This window comes from Comamonas sp., from assembly GCF_036666375.1.
Lineage (GTDB): Bacteria > Pseudomonadota > Gammaproteobacteria > Burkholderiales > Burkholderiaceae_C > Comamonas.
The window spans coordinates 1-20,003 of sequence record NZ_JAVWWA010000090.1 but is presented as its reverse complement, the minus strand read 5'-3'; the positions used below and the strand labels follow the sequence as shown (position 1 = coordinate 20,003).

14 protein-coding genes are annotated in these 20,003 nt (G+C 64.5%); 10 read left to right on the top strand and 4 right to left on the bottom strand.

Annotated features, from left to right (window positions below; all coding sequences use genetic code 11):
* The first annotated feature begins 409 nt into the window (after positions 1–409).
* From RR928_RS18800 to RR928_RS18770, 7 genes are all read left to right on the top strand, one after another.
* Complete coding sequence (locus RR928_RS18800) at positions 410–1,501, top strand: ABC transporter ATP-binding protein (RefSeq protein ID WP_332549509.1); 1,092 nt, start codon at positions 410–412, stop codon at positions 1,499–1,501.
* Between the two features lie 47 nt (positions 1,502–1,548).
* Positions 1,549–2,841, top strand: a complete 1,293-nt coding sequence (locus RR928_RS18795) for an ABC transporter substrate-binding protein (protein WP_332549510.1) — start codon at positions 1,549–1,551, stop codon at positions 2,839–2,841.
* A gap of 93 nt (positions 2,842–2,934) precedes the next feature.
* Positions 2,935–3,849, top strand: coding sequence for an ABC transporter permease (locus tag RR928_RS18790; protein WP_332683722.1), 915 nt, complete (start codon positions 2,935–2,937; stop codon positions 3,847–3,849).
* A 1-nt stretch (position 3,850) separates the two neighbouring features.
* Positions 3,851–4,738, top strand: a complete 888-nt coding sequence (locus RR928_RS18785; protein WP_332683720.1) for an ABC transporter permease — start codon at positions 3,851–3,853, stop codon at positions 4,736–4,738.
* Positions 4,739–4,751: 13 nt separating this feature from the next.
* Positions 4,752–5,519: a GntR family transcriptional regulator gene (locus RR928_RS18780; RefSeq protein WP_332539635.1), complete on the top strand. Its 768-nt coding sequence runs from the start codon at positions 4,752–4,754 to the stop codon at positions 5,517–5,519.
* A 20-nt stretch (positions 5,520–5,539) separates the two neighbouring features.
* Positions 5,540–6,307, top strand: a complete 768-nt coding sequence (locus RR928_RS18775) for an aspartate/glutamate racemase family protein (protein WP_332539636.1) — start codon at positions 5,540–5,542, stop codon at positions 6,305–6,307.
* A gap of 276 nt (positions 6,308–6,583) precedes the next feature.
* A complete protein-coding gene (locus RR928_RS18770; protein ID WP_332549513.1) occupies positions 6,584–9,718 on the top strand; it encodes a response regulator in 3,135 nt (1,044 codons plus the stop codon).
* A 34-nt stretch (positions 9,719–9,752) separates the two neighbouring features.
* Here the strand turns inward: RR928_RS18770 and RR928_RS18765 are convergent, their stop codons facing one another.
* The 4 genes from RR928_RS18765 to RR928_RS18750 all read right to left on the bottom strand — a co-directional run bounded on the left by RR928_RS18765 (position 9,753) and on the right by RR928_RS18750 (position 16,035).
* On the bottom strand, positions 9,753–12,026 hold the full coding sequence (locus RR928_RS18765) for a glycoside hydrolase family 3 protein (RefSeq protein WP_332683717.1): 2,274 nt from the start codon (positions 12,024–12,026) through the stop codon (positions 9,753–9,755).
* A 291-nt stretch (positions 12,027–12,317) separates the two neighbouring features.
* Positions 12,318–13,322: a LacI family DNA-binding transcriptional regulator gene (locus RR928_RS18760; protein ID WP_332683715.1), complete on the bottom strand. Its 1,005-nt coding sequence runs from the start codon at positions 13,320–13,322 to the stop codon at positions 12,318–12,320.
* 48 nt (positions 13,323–13,370) lie between these two features.
* On the bottom strand, positions 13,371–15,164 hold the full coding sequence (locus RR928_RS18755) for a cupin-like domain-containing protein (protein WP_332683712.1): 1,794 nt from the start codon (positions 15,162–15,164) through the stop codon (positions 13,371–13,373).
* A gap of 142 nt (positions 15,165–15,306) precedes the next feature.
* Positions 15,307–16,035: a GntR family transcriptional regulator gene (locus RR928_RS18750; protein WP_332539642.1), complete on the bottom strand. Its 729-nt coding sequence runs from the start codon at positions 16,033–16,035 to the stop codon at positions 15,307–15,309.
* A gap of 106 nt (positions 16,036–16,141) precedes the next feature.
* Between RR928_RS18750 and RR928_RS18745 the strand changes: the two genes are divergently transcribed.
* The 3 genes from RR928_RS18745 to RR928_RS18735 all read left to right on the top strand — a co-directional run bounded on the left by RR928_RS18745 (position 16,142) and on the right by RR928_RS18735 (position 19,847).
* A complete protein-coding gene (locus tag RR928_RS18745) occupies positions 16,142–16,870 on the top strand; it encodes a ribonuclease activity regulator RraA (RefSeq protein WP_332539643.1) in 729 nt (242 codons plus the stop codon).
* Between the two features lie 55 nt (positions 16,871–16,925).
* On the top strand, positions 16,926–17,888 hold the full coding sequence (locus RR928_RS18740; protein ID WP_332549775.1) for a tripartite tricarboxylate transporter substrate binding protein: 963 nt from the start codon (positions 16,926–16,928) through the stop codon (positions 17,886–17,888).
* Between the two features lie 324 nt (positions 17,889–18,212).
* A complete protein-coding gene (locus tag RR928_RS18735) occupies positions 18,213–19,847 on the top strand; it encodes an ABC transporter ATP-binding protein (protein WP_332549776.1) in 1,635 nt (544 codons plus the stop codon).
* The last annotated feature ends 156 nt before the right edge of the window (positions 19,848–20,003 follow it).

The following is a 20,003-nucleotide window of genomic DNA, read 5'->3' as shown; positions in this document are numbered from 1 at the left end:
CTGGCGCAGGCGTCGGCGCGGGCAGGCAGCCATGTTCCCAAGGACCGCATGGATCAGATGTTGTCGGTGGCCGGCCTTTGAAGCAAGCCTGCGCTTGAAATAGCCCGGCATGGCCCTTCGCAGCCGGCGGAGCGCGGGAACGGTGCTTCTCGGCGCAGGCGCGGCGCGCGGGCGCCCAGCCATGGGCAGCACGCCTGTGCGCCGGCTGGATCCTGTTTTGCCTGGAATTTTTTAGCGGCTAAAACAGCATTGCCTCCCGGCAGAGGCCGGCCGTGCCCAATTGCCGGGCCTGCGTGTCCATGTTGGCGCGGCGCCCGGGGTCTGACCTCCCCGCCGCGGTGCATTCTGTATACAAAACGGTGCAAACATTGCGTGCAAAGCTGGCACGGCGTTTGCGTACACCCTGGGCATGCAAGCCCATACCCCTGCACCCGCACCTTCCCCGTCCACGCCGGCACCGGCCGGCATCGAAGTCGTCGCGCTGACCAAGCGCTATGCCAGCGGCAAGCCCGCCGTGGATGCGATCAACCTGCGCATTGCGAGCGGCAGCTACTGCTGCCTGCTGGGCCCGTCGGGCTGCGGCAAGAGCACGACCTTGCGCATGATCGCCGGGCACGAGTCGGTGAGCGGCGGCGACATCCTGCTGGAGAACCGCAACATCACCGACCTGCCCGCGGCCGCGCGCGGCACGGCCATGATGTTCCAGAGCTTTGCGCTGTTTCCGCACCTGTCGGCGCTGGACAACGTGGGCTTCAGCCTGAAGATGAAAGGCATGGGCAAGGCGCAACGCCAGGCCAAGGCGCGCGAGCTGCTCGAACGCGTGGCGCTGGGCCATCTGGCCGAGCGCAAGCCCGCCGAGCTCTCGGGCGGGCAGCAGCAGCGCGTGGCGCTGGCGCGCGCGCTGATCACCCAGCCGCGCGTGCTGCTGCTGGACGAGCCGCTTTCCGCGCTAGACCCCTTCCTGCGCATACAGATGCGCGCCGAGCTGCGCCGCTGGCAGAAGGAGCTGGGCCTGACGTTCATCCATGTCACCCACAGCCAGGAGGAAGCCATGGCCCTGGCCGACACCATGGTGGTGATGAACCATGGCGTGATCGAGCAGGTGGGCAGCCCGCATGAGGTCTACAACCGCCCGGCCAATGAATTCGTCGCGCGCTTCATGGGCGGGCACAACGTGATCGATACGCCCCAGGGGCTGATAGGCGTGCGCACCGACCACCTGCAGATCGCCGCGGCCGACGCCAGCCTGCCTGCGGGCGCCCAGCGCATGCAGGCCCAGGTGACCGACGTCGAGTACCAGGGCACCTATGTGCTGCTGGGACTGCAAAAGCAGGGCGTGGCGCTGTCGGCCCATGCCACGGCCGCCTATTCGGTGATGGTGTCCGAGGCGGCGTTTGCCGCCCGCCCCTGGCAGGTGGGCCAGCCGGTGCAGCTGCACTGGACTCCCGACCAGGCGCACCCGCTGTCGGCGCCCGCCCCGGCCCTGGCCATGGCCGCCTGAACCTATCCGCTGAGCTTTTTTCATCCCGCAACCCAAGGAGTTTTCCCATGTCCGATGCTTCCCGTGCCGATTCCCCTGCCGCCCTTTCCGCTGCCGCTGGCGTGCAGCGCCGCTCGCTGCTCAAGGGCACGGCGGGCATCCTGGCGGCCGGCGTGTTCCCGGCCGTCCACGCCCAGGAAAAAATAGTGCTGCGCTACCTGGGCACGGCCGTGAACCAGGACAAGGTGATCGCCGAGAAGTTCAAGGCCGACACCGGCATCGAGATCCAGTACGTGGCCGTGACCACCGACGACGTGAGCAAGCGCGCCGTCACCGCGCCCAACAGCTTCGACCTGATAGACACCGAGTACTTCTCGCTCAAGAAGATCGTGCCCACGGGCAACCTCAAGGGCATAGATACCAAGCGCATCAAGAACGCCGACAAGATCACGCCGCTGTTCACCACGGGCATGGTCGGCGGCAAGGCCGTGGGCGACCAGGGCACGGCGCCCAAGAAAGTGATCTACCTCGAAGGCGAACGCTCGAAGAAGTTCGCCAGCGCGCCCACCCAGTTCATGAGCCTGATTCCCACGGTCTACAACGCCGACACGCTGGGCATACGCCCCGATCTGATCAAGCGCCCCATCAGCTCCTGGGCCGAGCTGCTCAACCCCGAGTTCAAGGGCAAGACCGCGCTGCTCAACATCCCTTCGATAGGCATCATGGACGCAGCCATGGTCGTCGAGGCCATGGGCATCTACAAGTACCCCGACAAGGGCAACATGACGAAGAAGGAAATCGATCTGACGATCAAGACGCTGATCGAAGCCAAGCGCCAGGGCCAGTTCCGCGCGCTGTGGAAGGACTTCAACGAGTCGGTGAACCTGATGGCGTCGGGCGAGGTGGTGATCCAGTCGATGTGGAGCCCGGCCGTCACGGCAGTGCGCACCAAGGGCGTCGCCTGCAACTTCCAGCCGCTCAAGGAAGGCACGCGCGCCTGGGCTGCGGGCTTCGGCCTGCCGGCCACGCTCAGCGGCCGCAAGCTCGACGGCGCCTACGAGTTCATCAACTGGTTCCTCGACGGCTGGGCCGGCGCCTATCTGAACCGCCAGGGCTACTACAGCGCCGTGCTCGAGACCGCCAAGTCCAAGATGGAAGCCTACGAGTGGGCCTACTGGATGGAAGGCAAGCCCGCGGCGCGCGACATCAAGGGCCCGAACGGCGATGTGCTGGCCAAGGCCGGTGAAGTGCGCGACGGCGGCAGCTACGAGGCGCGCATGGGCTCGATCGCCTGCTGGAACGCGGTGATGGACGAGAACAACTACATGGTCCAGAAGTGGAATGAATTCGTGGCCGCGTAAAGCGTGCCCGCGCAGCGCCAGGTCCAAGGCCTGCTGCTGCGCCCCTTTTTCATTGCCGCCGCGTATTGCCCCGCAAAGCTGATCTGCCCCACCATGAGCACTGCCCACACCCCACCCCTGCCCACGAGCGCTTCGCCGGGACGCAGCATCGCCGCCTGGTGGCAGGCCGCGCCGTTCACGCTGGTGTTCGCGCTGTTCTTCCTGATCCCGCTGGCGCTGATCGTGATGGTCAGCTTCTGGGACTTCAACGAGTACGAACTGCTGCCCGCGTTCACGTTCAAGAACTACGTCTCGATCTTCGCGGGCTGCGGCGATGCCTCCGAAGGGCTGTGCGTCACGCTCAAGACCTATTACTCCACGCTCAAGTTCAGTTTCCTGGTGTGGCTGATCACGCTGGTGATCGGCTTTGCCGTGGCCTATTTCCTGGCCTTCCATGTGCGCTCCGCGGGCATGCAGACGCTGCTGTTCGTGCTGTGCACCATACCGTTTTGGACCTCCAACGTGATACGCATGATCTCGTGGGTGCCGCTGCTGGGACGCAACGGCCTGGTCAACCAGAGCCTGGTGGGCGCGGGGCTGATCGATCAGCCCATAGAGTGGCTGCTGTTTTCCGATTTCTCGGTGGTGCTGGCCTTCGTGCACCTCTACACCATGTTCATGATCGTGCCCATCTTCAACAGCATGATGCGCATAGACCGCAGCCTGATCGAGGCCGCGAGCGACAGCGGCGCGAGCGGCTGGCAGACGCTGTGGAACGTGATCGTGCCGCTGTCGCGCACCGGCATCATCATCGGCTCGATCTTCGTGATCACCATCGTCATGGGCGACTTCGTGACCATAGGCGTGATGGGCGGCCAGCAGATCGCCTCCATCGGCAAGATCATCCAGGTGCAGACCTCCTACCTGCAGTTCCCGCTGGCCGCGGCCAATGCCGTGATCCTGCTGGCCGTGGTGCTGATGATCATCTGGGGCCTCACCCGCCTGGTCGATATCCGCAAGGAGCTGTGAAATGAAAATCCGCGAAACCCGCCCCGCGAGCTTCTGGCCGCTGGCCATCGCATTCAGCCTGTTCGTGCTGTTCATGTACGGCCCCATGCTGGTCATCTTCGTGCTGAGTTTCCAGGGCCCCGAAGGCGGACTCACGTTTCCGCTGCGCGGGCTGTCGCTGCACTGGTTCCGCAAGCTCGCCGAGGGCCTGGGCGTGGTCGACATAGGCGGGGCACTGTGGCGCTCGCTGGGCCTGGGCGCGGCGGTGATGCTCAGCACCGTGGTGCTGTCGGTGCTCGCCGGCCTGGCGTTCCGCAAGCGGCTGGCCGGCGGCAACGCGCTGTTCTTCATCGTCGTCGCCAGCCTCATCATGCCGTCCATCATCGTGTCGCTGGGCATAGGGCTGGAGTTCCGGCTGATCGACAACGCCATCAAGGCCGCGCTCGAATGGCTGGGCATGGAAAGCGCGCTCGAGGGCTACGGCACGGCGCTGGGCCTTTACACCTCGGCGCTGGGCGCGCACCTGACCTGGACCCTGCCCTTCGGCCTGCTCATCATGTTCGCGGTGTTCAACCGCTTCAACCCGGCCTACGAAGAGGCAGCGCGCGACCTGGGCGCCACGCCCTGGCAGGGCTTTGCGCATGTGGTGCTGCCGCTGATCGCGCCCTCGGTCGTGGGCATAGGCATGTTCGGCTTCACGCTGAGCTGGGACGAGATCGCGCGCACCTCGCAGGCCATTGGCGATGTGAACACCTTGCCGCTGGAACTGCAGGGCCTGACCAGCACCGTGACCACGCCGTCCATCTATGCGCTGGGCACGCTGACGACCCTGGTGTCGTTCGTGGTCATGGGCATCACGCTGGCGCTCGTCTGGGCCCTGGGCCGCCGCGGCCAGGGCCGCCCCAGTTGAAAACGCAACCCTTATGACGACGACAACCCCTCTCAAGCCCCGGCGCGCGCGCGCCCTGGCCTCCCCGCCGCCGACCGCGCCCGACGCCAGCGGCCAGCTCAGCGACAACGACATGTACGAGCGCATGGTGTCGGCCATCCTGGACCACCGCCTGCCGCCGGGCACCAAGCTGGTCGAAGACAAGCTCGCGAGCGCGTTCGGCGTGTCGCGCACGCGCGTGCGGCCCGTGCTGGTGCGGCTGGCCAACGAGCAGGTGGTCACGCTCACACCCAACCGCGGGGCATCGATTGCCCAGCCCACGCCGCAGGAGGCGCTCGAAGTCTTCGAGGCGCGCCGCCTGCTCGAGCCGCGCCTGGTGCAGCTGTTCATCGCCAATGCGACCGACGCCGACATCGCCGCGCTGCGCGCCTGCATAGCCGACGAGGAGGCGGCGCGCGCCAGCGGCGACATGCGCCGCGCGATCCGCCTGTCGGGCGACTTCCACCTGCAGATCGCCCAGGCCGCGGGCCACCAGACGCTGGGTCGCATCCTGCGCGAGCTGGTTTCGCGCACTTCGCTGATCCTGATGACCTACAGCCCCTCGCATGCCCAGACCCGCGAGGAAGCCACGGCCTGCGGCTGCCGCGAGCACCGCGCGCTGATAGATGCCATCCGCCTGCGCGACGCCAACGAGGCCGCGCGCCGCATGCTCGACCATCTGGTGCGCATCGAGTCGCAGCTCGAATTCACGCCTGCGGCCGCCGACACCCTGGACCTGACCCGGCTGCTGAGCGGCGGCTGATGGCCAAGGCCTTGCAAACCATGCGCCAACTGCTGGTCATCAACCCCAACACTTCAGCCGGCGTCAGCGCGCTGCTGCAGCGGCATGTGCAGGCCGCGGCGGGCTCGCATGTCGCGGTGCGCACCGCCACGGCGCGCTTCGGCGCACCGTACATTGCCTGCGAAGCCAGCTACGCCGTGGCCGCCCATGCGGCGCTCGATGCCTGGGCCCATGACCTCGCCCAGCTGCAGGCAAAGCCCGACGCGGTGTTGATCGGCTGCTTTGGCGACCCCGGCCTGATGGCCTTGCGCGAAAGCAGCCCCGTGCCCATCACCGGACTGGCCGAGGCGTCCTTCATAGAAGCCGCGCGCCATGGCCGTTTTGCCATCGTGACCGGCGGCGAGCGCTGGGGCCCCATGCTGCAGCGCCTGGCGCAGCAGCTGGGCCAGGCGCATGCACTTGCAGGCATACACACCGTGGCGCCCACCGGGGCCCAGCTCGCGGCCGACCCGCAGGCCGCGCGCACGCTGCTGGCCCAGGCCTGCCGCGACGTGGTGCGGCAGATGGGCGTGCAGGCCGTGATATTGGGCGGCGCCGGGCTCGCGGGCATGGCTGCGGCGGTGCAGCCGCAAGTGGCGGTGCCGGTGATCGACAGCGTGATCGCCGGTGCCACCTGGGCCTTGCGCGCCCATCCCGTGCCACCCGAGCGCAGGCTGGCAGGGTTCGATGTGGCCTGGGCCGGGGTCTCGGCCGAGATGGTGCGGTTGGGTGCAGCGCTTGGCATGCACGCCATGGACAGCGGGCGCTGACGCCGACCCCACGGTAGGCGCTGGCCCGCAGCCACGCCTTGCGGCGAAACGTGGACCGGCTTTGCCCCACGCCCGCAGCAGGCCGGGGCCGACAGGTTGGAGCACGCCATATTGGCTAAACTGTCGCGCTATCTTCCGCGCTGGACGATGACCGTTTTTCAGCCTGAACCTCCGGACCATTCCACTATCCCAGGGTGGCAGCCATGGGCTTTCGCCGCCGAGAGCCCGCGCTGCAGATCCTCAACACATTTGTGCACGAGCACTGAAGGCATGACTGTGGACGACCACAAAGCACTCGACCGTATCTTTGTAGGTGACAGCGATATGGCCAGGCAGATGCGCAGCCACGACTGGACATCCACCAGCCTGGGTGATCCGCTGCAATGGCCGCAGGCGCTCAAGCTTGCGGTGCGCATCCTGCTGACCTCGAAGTTCGAGATGTGGGTAGGCTGGGGGCCCGACATCGCCTTTCTCTACAACGATGCCTACCGGCCCACGCTGGGCAGCAAGCACGAATACGCGCTGGGCATGCCGACCCGCGAACTGTACCCGGAGATCTGGCCGGAGATCGAGCCGCGTCTGCGCCGGGTCTATGCGCATGGCGAAGCCACATGGGATCGTGCGCTGAAGCTCATACTGCACCGCCATGGCTATGCGGAAGAGACTTATCACACCTTTTCATACAGCCCGCTGGTCGGCGACACCGACAGGGTCGAGGGCATCTTCTGCGCCGTCAGTGAAGAGACCGAACGCGTCATCAGTGTGGACCGGCTGGAGTCATTGGAATCCCTGGCCGGCGCGATTGCCACGGCGTACCGATTCGACGTCTTCTTCCAGGCCGTCGCGCAGGAGGCAAAGAAGGCCCACGGGAGCATTCTGTTCAGCGCCTTGTATGCATTCGATGCCGATGGCAAAGCCCGGCCCGTCTACGAGGATCTGGGCGGCAGCGTCGACATCGCGCGCTGGAGCCTGGCGTCGGCCTGCCAATCCCTGGAACCGTTCATCGTCGACCTGGATGGCGCCGAGAACCTGCCCAAAGGCGCGGGCGACATCGCTGCCAGGCAAGCGGCTGTGATCTGCATGAATGCCGCGGGCAATGAATATCCCGTGGGCGCATTCGTCGTCGGCTTGAATCCCTACCGGCGCTTTGACGACGACTACCAAAGTTTCCTGAAGCTGTTCGTGGGGCAGATCGCCGCACGCTGGACCACGATAGAAGGCTTCGAGACCGCCAAGCTGCGCACCGAGGCCTTGAACGATGCCCTGGCCTTGCGCCAGGAAGCTGCCGACAATCTGGCCAAGGTCAACGAGAGCCTGTCGAAGGAAGTGCTGCTGCGGACCGCGCAGCGCGACCGGTTTCATGCGATGTTCAAACAGGCGCCCAGCTTCATGGCCCTGCTGTCCGGGCCGCAGCATGTCTTCGAGCTGGCGAACGACGCCTATCAGAGCCTGGTCGGTCCGCGCGACATCGTGGGGCGCACCGTGCGCGAAGTGCTTCCCGACGTCACGGGCCAAGGCTATTTCGAGCTGCTGGACAAGGTCTACAAAACGGGCGAGACCTTCAAAGGCGAGGCGATGTCGGTGCGGCTCAACCGCGGCGACAGGCAGGAGGAACGGTTCCTGCACCTGATCTATCAGCCGATCTTCATCGACGGCAAGGTCGAAGGCATTTTTGTCGATGGCTACGATGTGACGCACCAAAAGAATGCCGAAGACGCGCTGCGCCATATCAATGCCACGCTCGAAGGCCATGTCAAGGAAAGAACGGCGGAGCTGGAGCAGGCGCTCGAGCGCCTGCGCCGCGAGGCGGAAGAACGATCGTTGGCCGAACGCGCGCTGCAGCGGGCGCAGAAAATGGAGGCGCTGGGAGCGCTCACCGGCGGAGTCGCGCATGATTTCAACAACTCATTGCAAGTCATCAGCGCCAACCTGCAGATTCTCGGCTTCATGCTGCAATCCAATCCCGACGCCATCAAGCGCATCGAGGGGGCGATGGGCGGCGTGACGCGTGGCGCCAAGCTGGCTTCGCAACTGTTGTCATTCGGCCGGCGCCAACCGCTGGAGCCCAAGGTGGTCAGCGTCGGCAAGTTCATCCGCGGGCTGGAAGACATGCTGTGCCGCGCCCTGGGTGAAAGCATAGAGCTCGAGACCGTGATCTCGGGCGGACTGTGGAACACCATGGCCGATCCCAGCCAGGTGGAGAACGCCGTGCTCAATCTGGCCATCAATGCGCGTGACGCGATGAACGGCAGGGGCAAGCTGACCATTGAAGCCGGCAATGCCCTGCTCGACTTCCAGTATTGCGAGCGGCATGAGGATTTGAAGCCCGGTCAGTACGTCGTCATTGCAGTGACCGATACCGGCTCCGGAATGTCTACCGAAGTGCTGGAGCGCGCATTCGAGCCGTTTTTCAGCACCAAACCCGAGGGCAAAGGCACGGGGCTGGGACTTTCCATGGTGTACGGCTTCGTGAAGCAATCCGGCGGTCACGCCGCGGTCTACAGCGAACTGGGCGAAGGCACGACGGTCAAGCTCTACCTTCCGCGCTCCAATCAGGATGAGGATCCTGCGCCCATCAACTGGTCCAATGGGCCGGTCCAGGGCGGAAGCGAGACGGTGCTGGTCGTGGAAGATGATGAGGACGTGCGCGAAGCGGCCGTCGCCACGCTGCTCGGTCTGGGCTACCGCGTGCTGCGCGCCAAGGATGCAGACAGTGCGCTCACGGTGGTCGACAGCGGCGTGCACATCGATGTGCTGTTCACCGATGTGATGATGCCCGGCAAGCTGCGCAGCCGCGAGCTGGCGCGCAAGGCCAAGCAACGCCTGCCCTCTTTGGCCGTGCTCTTCACTTCGGGCTATACCGAGAACTCCATCGTGCATGGCGGCAGGCTCGATGAGGGCGTCGAACTGCTGTCCAAGCCCTATACCCGCGAAGCGCTGGCGCGCCGCATCCGCCATGTCATCGGCGAGGAGGCGCAACGCCGCCAGTGCATTGCCGACATCGTGCAAGGTGCGAATGCGGTCCCGGCTGCCAGGCTCAAGCTGATGGTGGTGGAAAACGACGATCTCATCCGCACTTCCACCGCCGAACAATTGCGCATGTCGGGGCATGAGGTCAGCGAGGCCGCCAATGCCAAGCAAGCATTCGCGCTGCTGGACACGCAGGCGAAATTCGATGCCCTGGTGCTGGACATCGGTCTGCCTGACATGGACGGCGCCGAGCTGGCGCACAAGGCCGTGGCGCTGCAGCCGCATCTGGGCATCGTGTTCGCCAGCGGCGCGTCGCCCACGCATCATCTGGGACTGCCCAGTGCGACGCGCTATGTGGTCAAGCCTTACACCACGGCGCAGCTGCTGGCCGAATGCGCACTCGCGGTGCAGCTGCGCCAGGCCATCAAAAATCCGCTGTGAGGACTGCGCCCCCGCCCAGGCGGGGACGCTCCTCTCAGTATGTCAAACCGAAGCCATAGGGAAACAGCGTGTCCTTCTGCGGATAGCCGGGTGCATCGGGCTGGTTGTCCAGAATGGCCTGCGAATTGTTGGCCAGCGCGAACGGCATCTTGCCCTGGGGCTTGACCGCCGCTGCGGTGCCCAGCACCTTGCCGCCCAGCACGTCGAGCAGCGCCGTGTTGCTGATGCCGAAGCCCGCGACGATCGCGCCCGCGTTCTTCAGGCCGCTGGCGTCGTCGAGCACATAGGGCTGGCGGAAGTAGATCGCCAGCACGGTCTTCTTCGCTCCCACCTCGTTCATCACCGCCTGGATCTGCTCCAGCGAAGGCGATACCAGCCAGGACTGGGCCTTGGCCATCTCGGTGAACGACAGCATGCCGTTCTCCCAGGGCAGCGAGCCGCCGAAGGCCAGGCCGTCATCGAGGCAGGGCTTGGTCGCATCGGCCGCCGAGTAGGCGGCGCTGTTGACGCAGCGGTCGTCGAAGCCCCAGCTGCGGCCGGTCGCGGGATTGATGCGGCCGCCGGTGGCGGCATCGTTGCTGCGGTAGGTGCTGGCCGCGCGCGTGGTGGTGCCGGGCACGAGCTTGTTGTTGGAGACTTCCACGCGAATCACCGCATAGTCATGGCCGGCCGCGCTGGGCCGCGCACCGCCGACCAGCGCCTCGCCATCGGTGACCTGGTAGCCGTATTTCTCGGTGTCCGTCCTGGCCAGGCCCATCGTATAGACCTTGGCCTGCGCCTTGAGCGGCAGCGTCTTGCTGCCGTCCGCCTGGGCCTGGTTCTGCAGCAGCACCACCGACTTGCGCTGCAGGTCCATGCCCGCGCTGCGGTGCGCGTCCTTGCCTATGATTGCGTCCGCCAGGCCGGCATCGACATAGGGGTTCTCGAACAGGCCCAGCTGGAACTGCTCCTTGAGCAGGCGCCTGGCGGCCTCGGTCACGCGGGCTTCGGTGACCAGGCCGGCCTTGACCAGATCGGTGATGGTCTTGTTTTCGCTGAAGCCCGACAGGGTTTCGGTGCCGCTGTTGATCGCCGCCGCGACGCGCTCGGGCACGGACTTCTTCTCCAGGCCCCAGGCGCGGTCGTTGATGATGCCGGTGTCCGAATTCACATAGCCCTTGAAGCCCAGCTTGCCGCGCAGCAGGTCGGTCACGATCTGCTTGGAGAACGCCATGCCGGTCTGCTCGTAGGCCACGCCTTCGTAGGTCACATTGATGGGCACGCCGTAGTAGGGCATGACGGACGAGACGCCCGCATCGAGCGCGGCGATGAAGGGCTTGAGGTGGTAGCCGAAGTTGCCGCCGGGGTAGACCTGGTTCTTGCCATGCGCGTAGTGCGGGTCCAGGCCCATCTCCTGCGGCCCGCCGCCGGGGAAATGCTTGAGCGTGAGCGCCACCGCCGAGCGCGGGGTCACGGAGGTGCCGTCCTTGACCTCACGGCCCTGCAGGGTCTGCACCAGGCTGCGCATGATGTCGGCGTTCAGGTCGGCATTCTCGGTGAAGGTCTCGTGCACGCGGTACCAGCGCGGCTCGGTCGACAGGTCGGCCATGTAGCCATACATGCCGCGCAGGCCTATGGACTTCCATTCATCGCCCATCACCGTGGCGAAATCGCGAATCGGCGCCATGTCGCCCGCGCCCAGCGCCGCGGCCGCCAGGCCCGCCTCCTTGGGAAACTCGGTGAACGCACCCGCGGCTTCATTGATGCCCACGCGCGGGTCCTTTTCATAATGGTTGCGCGCGTTGGACTTGAAGATCGTCGGGATGCCCAGGCGCGTGGCCTCGCTCATTTCCTGCACCGCATTGGTGAAGACCGCGGCCTGCTGCGGCGTCACCTGGGCACCGGTGGCCGGGACCGTGACCACGCTGCGGAAGATGAAGCGGCTCATCTTCTGCGTCTGCACCATGTCGGTCGCCGCGGCCGGCACCTTGCCGCCCGCGTCGGCGTTCAAGGTGTTGATCAGCATCAGCCCGGCCTTTTCCTCCAGCGTCATCTGTGCCACGAGGTTGTCTATGCGCTCGCTGACCGGCAGGCGCCAGTCTTCGTAGGGGTCGAGCCGGCCGTTGCCGTTCGAGTCCTTGAACTGCCGGCCGTCGAGCGTCAGCACGGCCTTGGCGCGCGCGCCTATCACCGGTTGGGTCGTTGCATCGTCGCCATCGCCGCCGCCGCAGGCAGCGAGCAAGGTCAGGCCGGCCACGCCGCTCAGGCACAGCTTGGCCGCCAGGGATACGCGCCGCATTGCGGGGCGCTGTGGGCTTGTTTTTTGCATTTCGGGGTCTCCTTGGAAAAATCGCTTCTCGCGAGGAATCGGTGCGGGGTGCACGCGCGCTGGCTGTCGATCGGGGCGGGCGGAATGCCAAAGACAGACATCCTGGTAACCGGTTAACCTTCAAAAACCAAATTTCCCACATGCAATTCAAACCGTATCGGTGGGGTTTGAAAGTCAACCAAGCCTCTTTGGGAAACCGGTTAACCTGCTGTTGAAAAAAAACCGCAAGGGCCGGTGCGGATAGTGCTTGGTAACGTTAACTTGGTCAATATCTTCACCCCGGGACTTTCCCTAGGATGAAACGGCGGTCGACTCCCTGACCACCAGCCGGCTCGTGAGCACATCCACCTCGCTGCCGCGCGTGCCCTGGATGGCCTGCACCAGCCGGCGCATCGCCACCTCACCGACGGCTTCGCTCATCATGTCCACGCTGGTCAGCGCCGGGCTGCAAAAGCGCCCATAGGCGATGTTGTCGAAACCCGCGATCGCGACCTGCCCGGGCACTTGCACGCCCAGCGCCCTGGCCTCGGCCATCAGTCCCAGGGCCAGCAGGTCATTGAAAGCGACCACGGCATCGGGCATCTCGCCCGACAGCAGGACCACCGAGGCCAGCCGTTCGCCCTCCTCGCTCACCGGCGCTGTCGCCTCGAATTGCGTGAACTGCGCGTCCTGCCCCTGGAACGCCTGCTGCACACCCTGCCAGCGCTCGTCGCTCCAGCGCGCCGTCGGAAAGGCGATGTAGCTGATGCGGCGGTAGCCGCGGTCGCGCAGATGCCGTCCCAGGATGCGTCCCGCCTGATAGCTGTCGCAGCACACGCTGTGGTGGGCCGCGTCGGGCGACGGGCCGCCGTAGAACACCACGGGCGTGCTGCCCGCGAGCAAGGCCTCGATCACCGGCGGCGGCAGGCGCGCGCTCACGATCAGGCCGTCGACGCGGCGCGACAGCGCCTTGAGCACCGCAAGTTCGGGCTCCCGGGTCTCGGCGGCGTCGGCGACGATGAGATTCATCTGCACCTTCGCCGCCTCGCGCGCCGCTCCCTTGACCATGCTCGTGAAGTGCGGGTTGCGGATGTCCTGCAGCACGATGCCCACGTTGCCCGTGAGCCCCGTGTTCATTCCCCTGGCCATGGGGTTGAGCGACCAGCCGAGCTGGGTCACCGCCTGGCTGATGCGCGCTTCGACCTCGACGCTGAAACGCTGGCTGGCGTTGACGAACTTGGAGACCGTGGCCGTGGAAACGCCCGCGGCCAGGGCCACGTCGCGGATGGTGGGAGCGCGCTTGCGGGGAATGTTCATGTTCTGTTTCAGTAGGCAAGCATCCTGCAGCGCAGCGCCGTCGTCGGCTCAGACCGCCTGATAGGTGGTGTACATCGACGAGAAGTCATTGTCGAACACGAAGTTCACGAAAGTGACGGTGACGCTGATGTCGAGGCTGCGCACATGGTGCCACCAGCCTACGGGAATGAACAGCAACTCTCCGGGCGCGAGGTCGCATTCCAGCACCGTCACCGCGCGCATCGCGGGAAAGCGCGCGTAGTCGATCGCCTCCAGGTCCACGTCGCTGTAGACATGCAGCGAATTATGGATGCGCGCGGCCTGCAGGCTGTCGACCAGCCGCACGCGCTTGCGGCCCAGGATCTGGGCCATGAAGTTGTTGGTCAGATCATGGTGGGTGGGCGTGATGGTGCCGGCCGGGCCTATCCAGAAGAAGCCGCGGTTGGCCGGGTCGCTGGCGTCGAGGTACTCCGGGATCTGCACGATGCCGTCCCACAGGCCCGCCATGGCCTGGGCGTTGGCACCCACATTGTTGGCGGTCATGTAGATGTCGTTGCTTTCCCCGCCATGCATCACCTGCTGCATGAAATCGCCGAAGCGCAGTGTTTTCCTGTGCTGGGCGCCCTCGATCTCATAGCGGGCATTGGCGTTGCGCCCCGCCTGGACCTGCACCTGCTGCGCGCAGAACCGCACGGCCAGGTCTTCGGGCGTCCAGTTGCGCGCGGGCCAGTCATCCATCATGCCGGTGATGATCACCGGGCGATTGGCGCTGTAGTACTCGCGCAGGAACATGTCGCGCGGCAGGCGGTGGCGGCGTTCGATCACCGGCTGCGGCGGGCGCAGCTTGCGCTGGGTCTCGAGCACCCATTCGCGCTTGAGCACGCGTTGCGCCAGCCGCCGCGCCGGTGCGAGGTAGGGGCTGCGCGCCGCCTTGTCCAGTTCGCGTTGCGCCTCGCCGACGTGCAAGCCATGCTCCACCAGCGTGGGCAGCAAGGTGTCGGCAGCGACTCCCAGCGCCAGGTTCTCGGCGATCCAGCTGCGCCAGGCATCGGTGAACGCAGGTGCGGCGCGCGCATCGTCCGGGGGCGCGCCTGCATTGCGGGCGGCATTTTCCGCCGGCGACGGCAGCGCGCTGGCATCCGGCAGCAGCCATTGCCGGAGCAATGCGTCAATGCGCCCCTGCTCGATCAGCCATTGCACGACCGCATGCGGCGCCTGGGCAAACTCCTGCACCGAGACCGCGGCCGACGCGGCCAGTCGCTGCGCATGCAGCCGGTCGAGGTTCTGCGCCTGGCCTGGCGCGCTGGCGGAGCCGATCACCACGCGTATCGCCGGCAGCCGCGGCGTGGCCGCGAGCAATGCGGGCAGATCGTCATAGAGGCGGGCAGGTGGAAAACGCTGCAGCTTGTCGAAGGCCGGCAGCCAGCGCGTGTCGCCGTCGCGCCGCGCCCAGTCAGACCGCAGATACGACAGGGGACCGAAAGCCAGCACCCGGTCCGCGCCCAGCAGGGCCCCGAACAGGATGGCCGCGTAACCGCCCATGGACTGGCCCAGGGTGCTGACCGAGCGCGGCCGCAGGCGCGCGATCCAGTCGCGCAACGCCGCTGCCACTTCGTCTGCGTCCCGGCCCAGGCCGCTGACGCCGTGCTGGTACCAGAGATTGGCGGTGTCGCGCACCAGAATGCGGTTGAGCGCGACGCCCGTGCATTCGGCCAGTTTCAGCGTGCGCCCGTCGAAATCGAAAGCGTTGAGCGCGTCCCAGCTTGCAAAGCCGAAGGCGATGACCAGCGCAGCGTCGGCATGGGGCGCGTCGACGACAAAGCCGATATCAGGGTTGGCGGCAGCCAGGGCCGAGGTCTTCACATGCGCTCCCGGTAGGAATGGAACTGGAATGCCCGATTCTTGCCGATATTGCCGGGCAAGCGCGGCCTTGAAGCCGGCCGGCGCGCGGCAGTGGAGCACGCGTCAATGCATTGGCCCGCGCGCCACCGGGCCGGCACGCCACTCAGGCCACATAGGCCGGATAGATCTCGGCCAGCCGGTCGATGAATCCGCTGACCAGCCGGATATGTTCGCGCAGCAGCTTCTCCGCCAGGTCGGCGTCGCCCGCAACCAAGGCCTGGACGATCTGGTCGTGGAACTCCACGGACTCCTCGCTGCCGCGTATGGTCTTGTTGGCCAGGCGGCGCAAGCGCTCGAGCCGCGTTCGGGCCGACAGCACCACGCTCCAGGCCGAGGCATGGCCGGCAAGCAGCACGATGGTGCGGTGGAAATCCTCATCGGCCGCCAGGCTCGCGTCACGGTCCTCGAGGCGCAGCGCCGCGCGGTGGCGCTCGACGATCCTGGCCAGCGCTTTCCTGTCGGCCAGGGGGGCGTTGGCCGCGAGCCGCACGGCGGCGCACTCTATGGCCTCGCGCACGAACAGCGCGTCGTTGAGCGACTCGCGCTGCAGGCGCGAAACAAAGGTTCCGCGCTGCGCAAAGATGTCCAGCAGACCGTCGGCGGCCAGCGCCCTGAACGCTTCGCGCACCGGGCTGCGGCTCACCCCGAATCGCTCGGCCACCACCGGCTCGTTGAGCGCCGCACCGGGCGGCAGCGTGCATTCGACGATGGCGCGGCGCAGGGCGGCGTAGACGAAGTCCGCGGCCTTGCCCCGGCCTTCGGCCGAGTCATACGGCTGCAGCGACGCAATGCCTTCCAAGGTGGCGGCGGAGACAAAGCTGGGACGGGCCATGAATATTGCGAGAAGGAAATTTTGATTCTAAGACAAGGGTTTCCCCCGAAAACGTTAACGCATTCTAGAACACTAGAATGCAGAACAATTTTGATGGACCTGCTTCATGAATTCCTCCAGCGTTTCCCCGACAACCATCTCCCTGCTGCAAAAAGTCAGCATCGCCACGCTGTGCACCTGCCTGTTCAAGCGCGGGCTGCGCAACCAGGTCATCCAGGGCGCGGTGCCCGTGGGTGGCAGCGCCAAGCCGACGATGGTCGGCCCCGCCTTCACGCTGCGCTACATGCCGGCGCGCGAAGACCTGAACACGCTGGCCGAGTTCACCAACCCTGCCCATCCCCAGCGCAAGGCCGTGGAAGACTGCCCGCCGGGTGCGGTGCTGGTGTTCGACAGCCGAAAGGATGCGCGCGCCGCGTCTGCGGGTGCGATCCTGATCCGCCGGCTGCAGGTGCGCGGCGTGGCCGGCGTGGTCACCGACGGCGGCTTTCGAGACGCGCCCGAAATTGCAGCGCTGGAGATTCCCGCCTTCCATACACGCCCTTCCGCGCCGACCAACCTGACGCTGCACCAGGCGATCGACATCAACGTTCCCATCGGCTGCGGCGACGCGCCCGTGTTTCCGGGCGACATCGTGGTGGGCGATGGCGACGGCGTGGTGGTCATCCCGGCGCATCTCGCCGAAGAGATCGCCGTGGAAGCCACCGGCATGACGGCCTTCGAGGACTTCGTCGCCGAGCAGGTGCAAAACGGCCGCTCGATCATCGGCCTGTATCCCGCGACCCAGCCGCAGACGCTGGATGACTTCGCCCAGTGGCGTGCGGCCAACGGCCGCTGAGCACGCCAGCCGCGCATTTCCCGCAACAGTTCACGCAGCCAACGAGGAGACATCCATGATTCGCGCCACCGTAGCCCTTGCATTGCTTGGCAGCACCTTCGCCGTGCCCGCACTCGCACAGAATTTCCCGACCAAGCCCATCACCATCGTCGTGCCCTCCTCGCCCGGCGGCGCGATCGACCTGGCCGCACGCCTGATAGGCCAGAAAATGGGCGAGGCCTGGGGCCAATCGGTGGTGATCGAGAACCGCGCGGGCGCGTCCGGCATCATCGGCACGGAAGCGATCGCCAAGGCCGCGCCCGATGGCCATACGCTGGCCCTGGTCGCGAGCAGCCACGCGATCAATCCCAGCCTGTTCAAGAAGCTGCCGTTCGACACCATCAAGAGCTTCGAGCCGGTCGCGCTGACCCATGTCGTTCCGCTGGTTCTCGTGGTCTCGCCCTCCGCACCCTTCAAGAGCGTCAAGGACGTGGTGGCCCACGGCAAGTCCCATCCGGGCGAGATGACGTTTGCCTCCAGCGGCAAGGGCGGCGCGCCCCACATGTCGGGCGAGCTGTTCAAGACGCTGGCCGGCATCGACATCACGCATGTGCCCTACAAGGGCAGCACGCTGGCCCATCCCGACCTGATCAGCGGCCGCACGACGATGATGTTCGACACGGTGGCCGCGGTCAAAACCCAGGTGAATTCCGATCGCCTGCGCGCGCTCGCCGTGACATCGCCCAAGCGCTCGGCGGTGTTTCCCAACGTTCCCACGATGCAGGAAGCAGGCATCGCGGGCTATGAAACCAGCACCTGGGGCGGACTGCTCGCGCCCGCGGGCACGCCCAAGGCCGTGGTCGGCAAGCTCAATGCCGAGGTCAACCGCATCCTGCAGCTCGCCGATGTGCGCAAGACGCTGGTCGATGCAGGCATCGAGCCGGGCGCGGGCTCGGCGCAGCAGTTCAGCGACTTCATCGCGTCCGAGTCGGTCAAATGGGGCAAGGTCGCAAAGGACGCGGGGATTCAGCCAGAGTGAAGCTGAGGCAGAAATAAAGGCCAGGCCGCGGTTTGCGCCGCCCCCTTGGAGGGGCGATGCAAGGCCCGCGGCGGCCTGAAAAGCGGAGCGGCCTGCACAGGCCTGCAGGTGAACGCTCTCAGCGAGATTATTTTACATTCCAAATGCAATTGGAAACACTAATTGCATTTTTCATGCAATACAAATTCACCCACATCTTCTAAATTGGAGTGGTGAGCGCGCACTTCATCATCCATTCCAATTTCCAAAGTTTCCTTGTACTGACTCATATTCCCTCAATATCAAAAAACCACCTACAGCGTTAGACAACGAATCAAGCCGATCGTGAACCGAACGCCCTATGCTTTCATATCAATTATCGTTAAAACGGGAGGCATGCGCGCGCGGCTTGCACTTTCCTTTCTCGCAACGGCAGTCCATATATTATCGCTACTGGCTCAACCCGTTCTTATTGCTCAAATCATCAGGGAAACAGCCAGTCCGCTTGATGCCAGTACGCACATGCGAATTTTCCTTCTCGCCAGCGCGATGGGTTTTTCTGCGCTCATGGCTTATTGTGTGGCGATTCTCAACAATTCAGTTTTGCAAGACGTTCGCCTTGGCACAAAAAAACTTCTGTATTCGAGCATACTAAACAAGCCCTCCGAGTTCTTTCGCAACGTCAATGAAGGCAGCATGGAGTCAATGGTAGCCACCGCATCGCTGGCGGTTCGCACCATCATTCATGATTGTCTTGGCACCATCATTCGGGCATTATTTTTCATTGCCTTTTCCGCAGCGCTTATTTTCTCTGAATTGCCTTTGTATGGATTGATTTTCTTCGCCGCTGCAATTGTGTATTTTTGCATGTCCTATTTTCTTGCGCGTCGCTCTGCGCAAGAGATTTTTTCTGCTGTCGCCGCAACAACCCAATTGTCCAGGGAAGCCTCAGATATGCTCGCCAACATGGAGGCGATTCATGGCAATGACATGGGCGAGCATGAAAAGAAGCGGCTGTTGTCTTTCTTGAACATCGAAAGAGACGTCTATATAAAGGGTCAGGGATTGATAGACAGCAACGAATTTCTGCAAAAGATTTTCTTGACCTCCATTTTCATTGCTTTTGTCATTTCTGTCTCGGTCGAGGCAAAAGGCGATGCAGCAACCGCCATCATGCTGTATATCATTGGATTGCTGGCTTACACGCAACTTGATATGGTGGGAAAATCGCTGAACTCTCTTTTCGAGCAAGCCCATAAACTGGATGCAGTTCTAAATAAGATTTCATTTCAAGAAGAGCACAAGGCCAAAAAATCAGCGTCGATTCGGGTAATAAATGATGTCAGCATCAAGGTCAACAATGTCTCGTTCTCGTACAAAGACGGTACGCCGATCATTTCAGATATTTCAGCGATGCTTGGCCCCGGATCGCGTCATATCATTTCTGGCGAAAGTGGCGTAGGAAAATCCACTTTGTTGAATTTGATATCAGGGAAACTCAAGCCAACATCTGGACAGGTTCTATTGGGCAACGTGGATATTTTCAATTTATCTCTTGCGGAAAAATCGCGCCTGATGTCGATCATTCCTCAAAATGTGACGCTTTTCAATCGGTCGATCTATGAGAATGCGACCTATGGAGTGCAAAACATCTCCTACCAGCATCTGGAAGAATTGCTGCTCAGTCTTCAACTGGACAGACTCCAGCGAGAAGGGCTGGCGCACTGGCTGGATGCCACGGTCGACAAAAACGGACTGAACTTGAGTGGTGGAGAAAGGCAGCGGCTGCTACTCGCCAGAGCAATCTTGCGCGCACGTCCCTTGCTTTTTCTGGATGAAAGCACTTCCGCGCTGGACAAGGAAACAGAGGCGGCCGTCTTGCGGGTGCTGCACGAACGGTTGCCGCACACCACGATCGTCGCAGTCAGCCACCATCCTCATTCGGAACTGGCCGCATACCGCATGATTGCCTTGGCATGAGAGCAAGGCACGGACGAGCTTTGGCTATCGGCCTGGCGCCGCTGCAAGCCCGCTGTTGGGCTCAGGGGTCAGTGGCCTGAACTCCGGGCCGGCCTTCACCTCAGCGCCGCCGCCGCCCTGAACAGCGCGGGCACGAGGTCGGTCTCGACGCGGGCC

What these genes read in the sequence shown, in the direction of transcription:
- RR928_RS18795 (WP_332549510.1), top strand. Translation starts at nt 1,549, where the DNA reads ATGTCCGATGCTTCCCGTGCCGATTCCCCTGCCGCCCTTTCCGCTGCC.
- RR928_RS18760 (WP_332683715.1), bottom strand. Translation starts at nt 13,322, where the DNA reads ATGAACATTCCCCGCAAGCGCGCTCCCACCATCCGCGACGTGGCCCTG.
- RR928_RS18800 (WP_332549509.1), top strand. Translation starts at nt 410, where the DNA reads ATGCAAGCCCATACCCCTGCACCCGCACCTTCCCCGTCCACGCCGGCA.
- RR928_RS18745 (WP_332539643.1), top strand. Translation starts at nt 16,142, where the DNA reads ATGAATTCCTCCAGCGTTTCCCCGACAACCATCTCCCTGCTGCAAAAA.
- RR928_RS18785 (WP_332683720.1), top strand. Translation starts at nt 3,851, where the DNA reads ATGAAAATCCGCGAAACCCGCCCCGCGAGCTTCTGGCCGCTGGCCATC.
- RR928_RS18740 (WP_332549775.1), top strand. Translation starts at nt 16,926, where the DNA reads ATGATTCGCGCCACCGTAGCCCTTGCATTGCTTGGCAGCACCTTCGCC.
- RR928_RS18775 (WP_332539636.1), top strand. Translation starts at nt 5,540, where the DNA reads ATGCGCCAACTGCTGGTCATCAACCCCAACACTTCAGCCGGCGTCAGC.
- RR928_RS18780 (WP_332539635.1), top strand. Translation starts at nt 4,752, where the DNA reads ATGACGACGACAACCCCTCTCAAGCCCCGGCGCGCGCGCGCCCTGGCC.
- RR928_RS18765 (WP_332683717.1), bottom strand. Translation starts at nt 12,026, where the DNA reads ATGCAAAAAACAAGCCCACAGCGCCCCGCAATGCGGCGCGTATCCCTG.
- RR928_RS18750 (WP_332539642.1), bottom strand. Translation starts at nt 16,035, where the DNA reads ATGGCCCGTCCCAGCTTTGTCTCCGCCGCCACCTTGGAAGGCATTGCG.
- RR928_RS18790 (WP_332683722.1), top strand. Translation starts at nt 2,935, where the DNA reads ATGAGCACTGCCCACACCCCACCCCTGCCCACGAGCGCTTCGCCGGGA.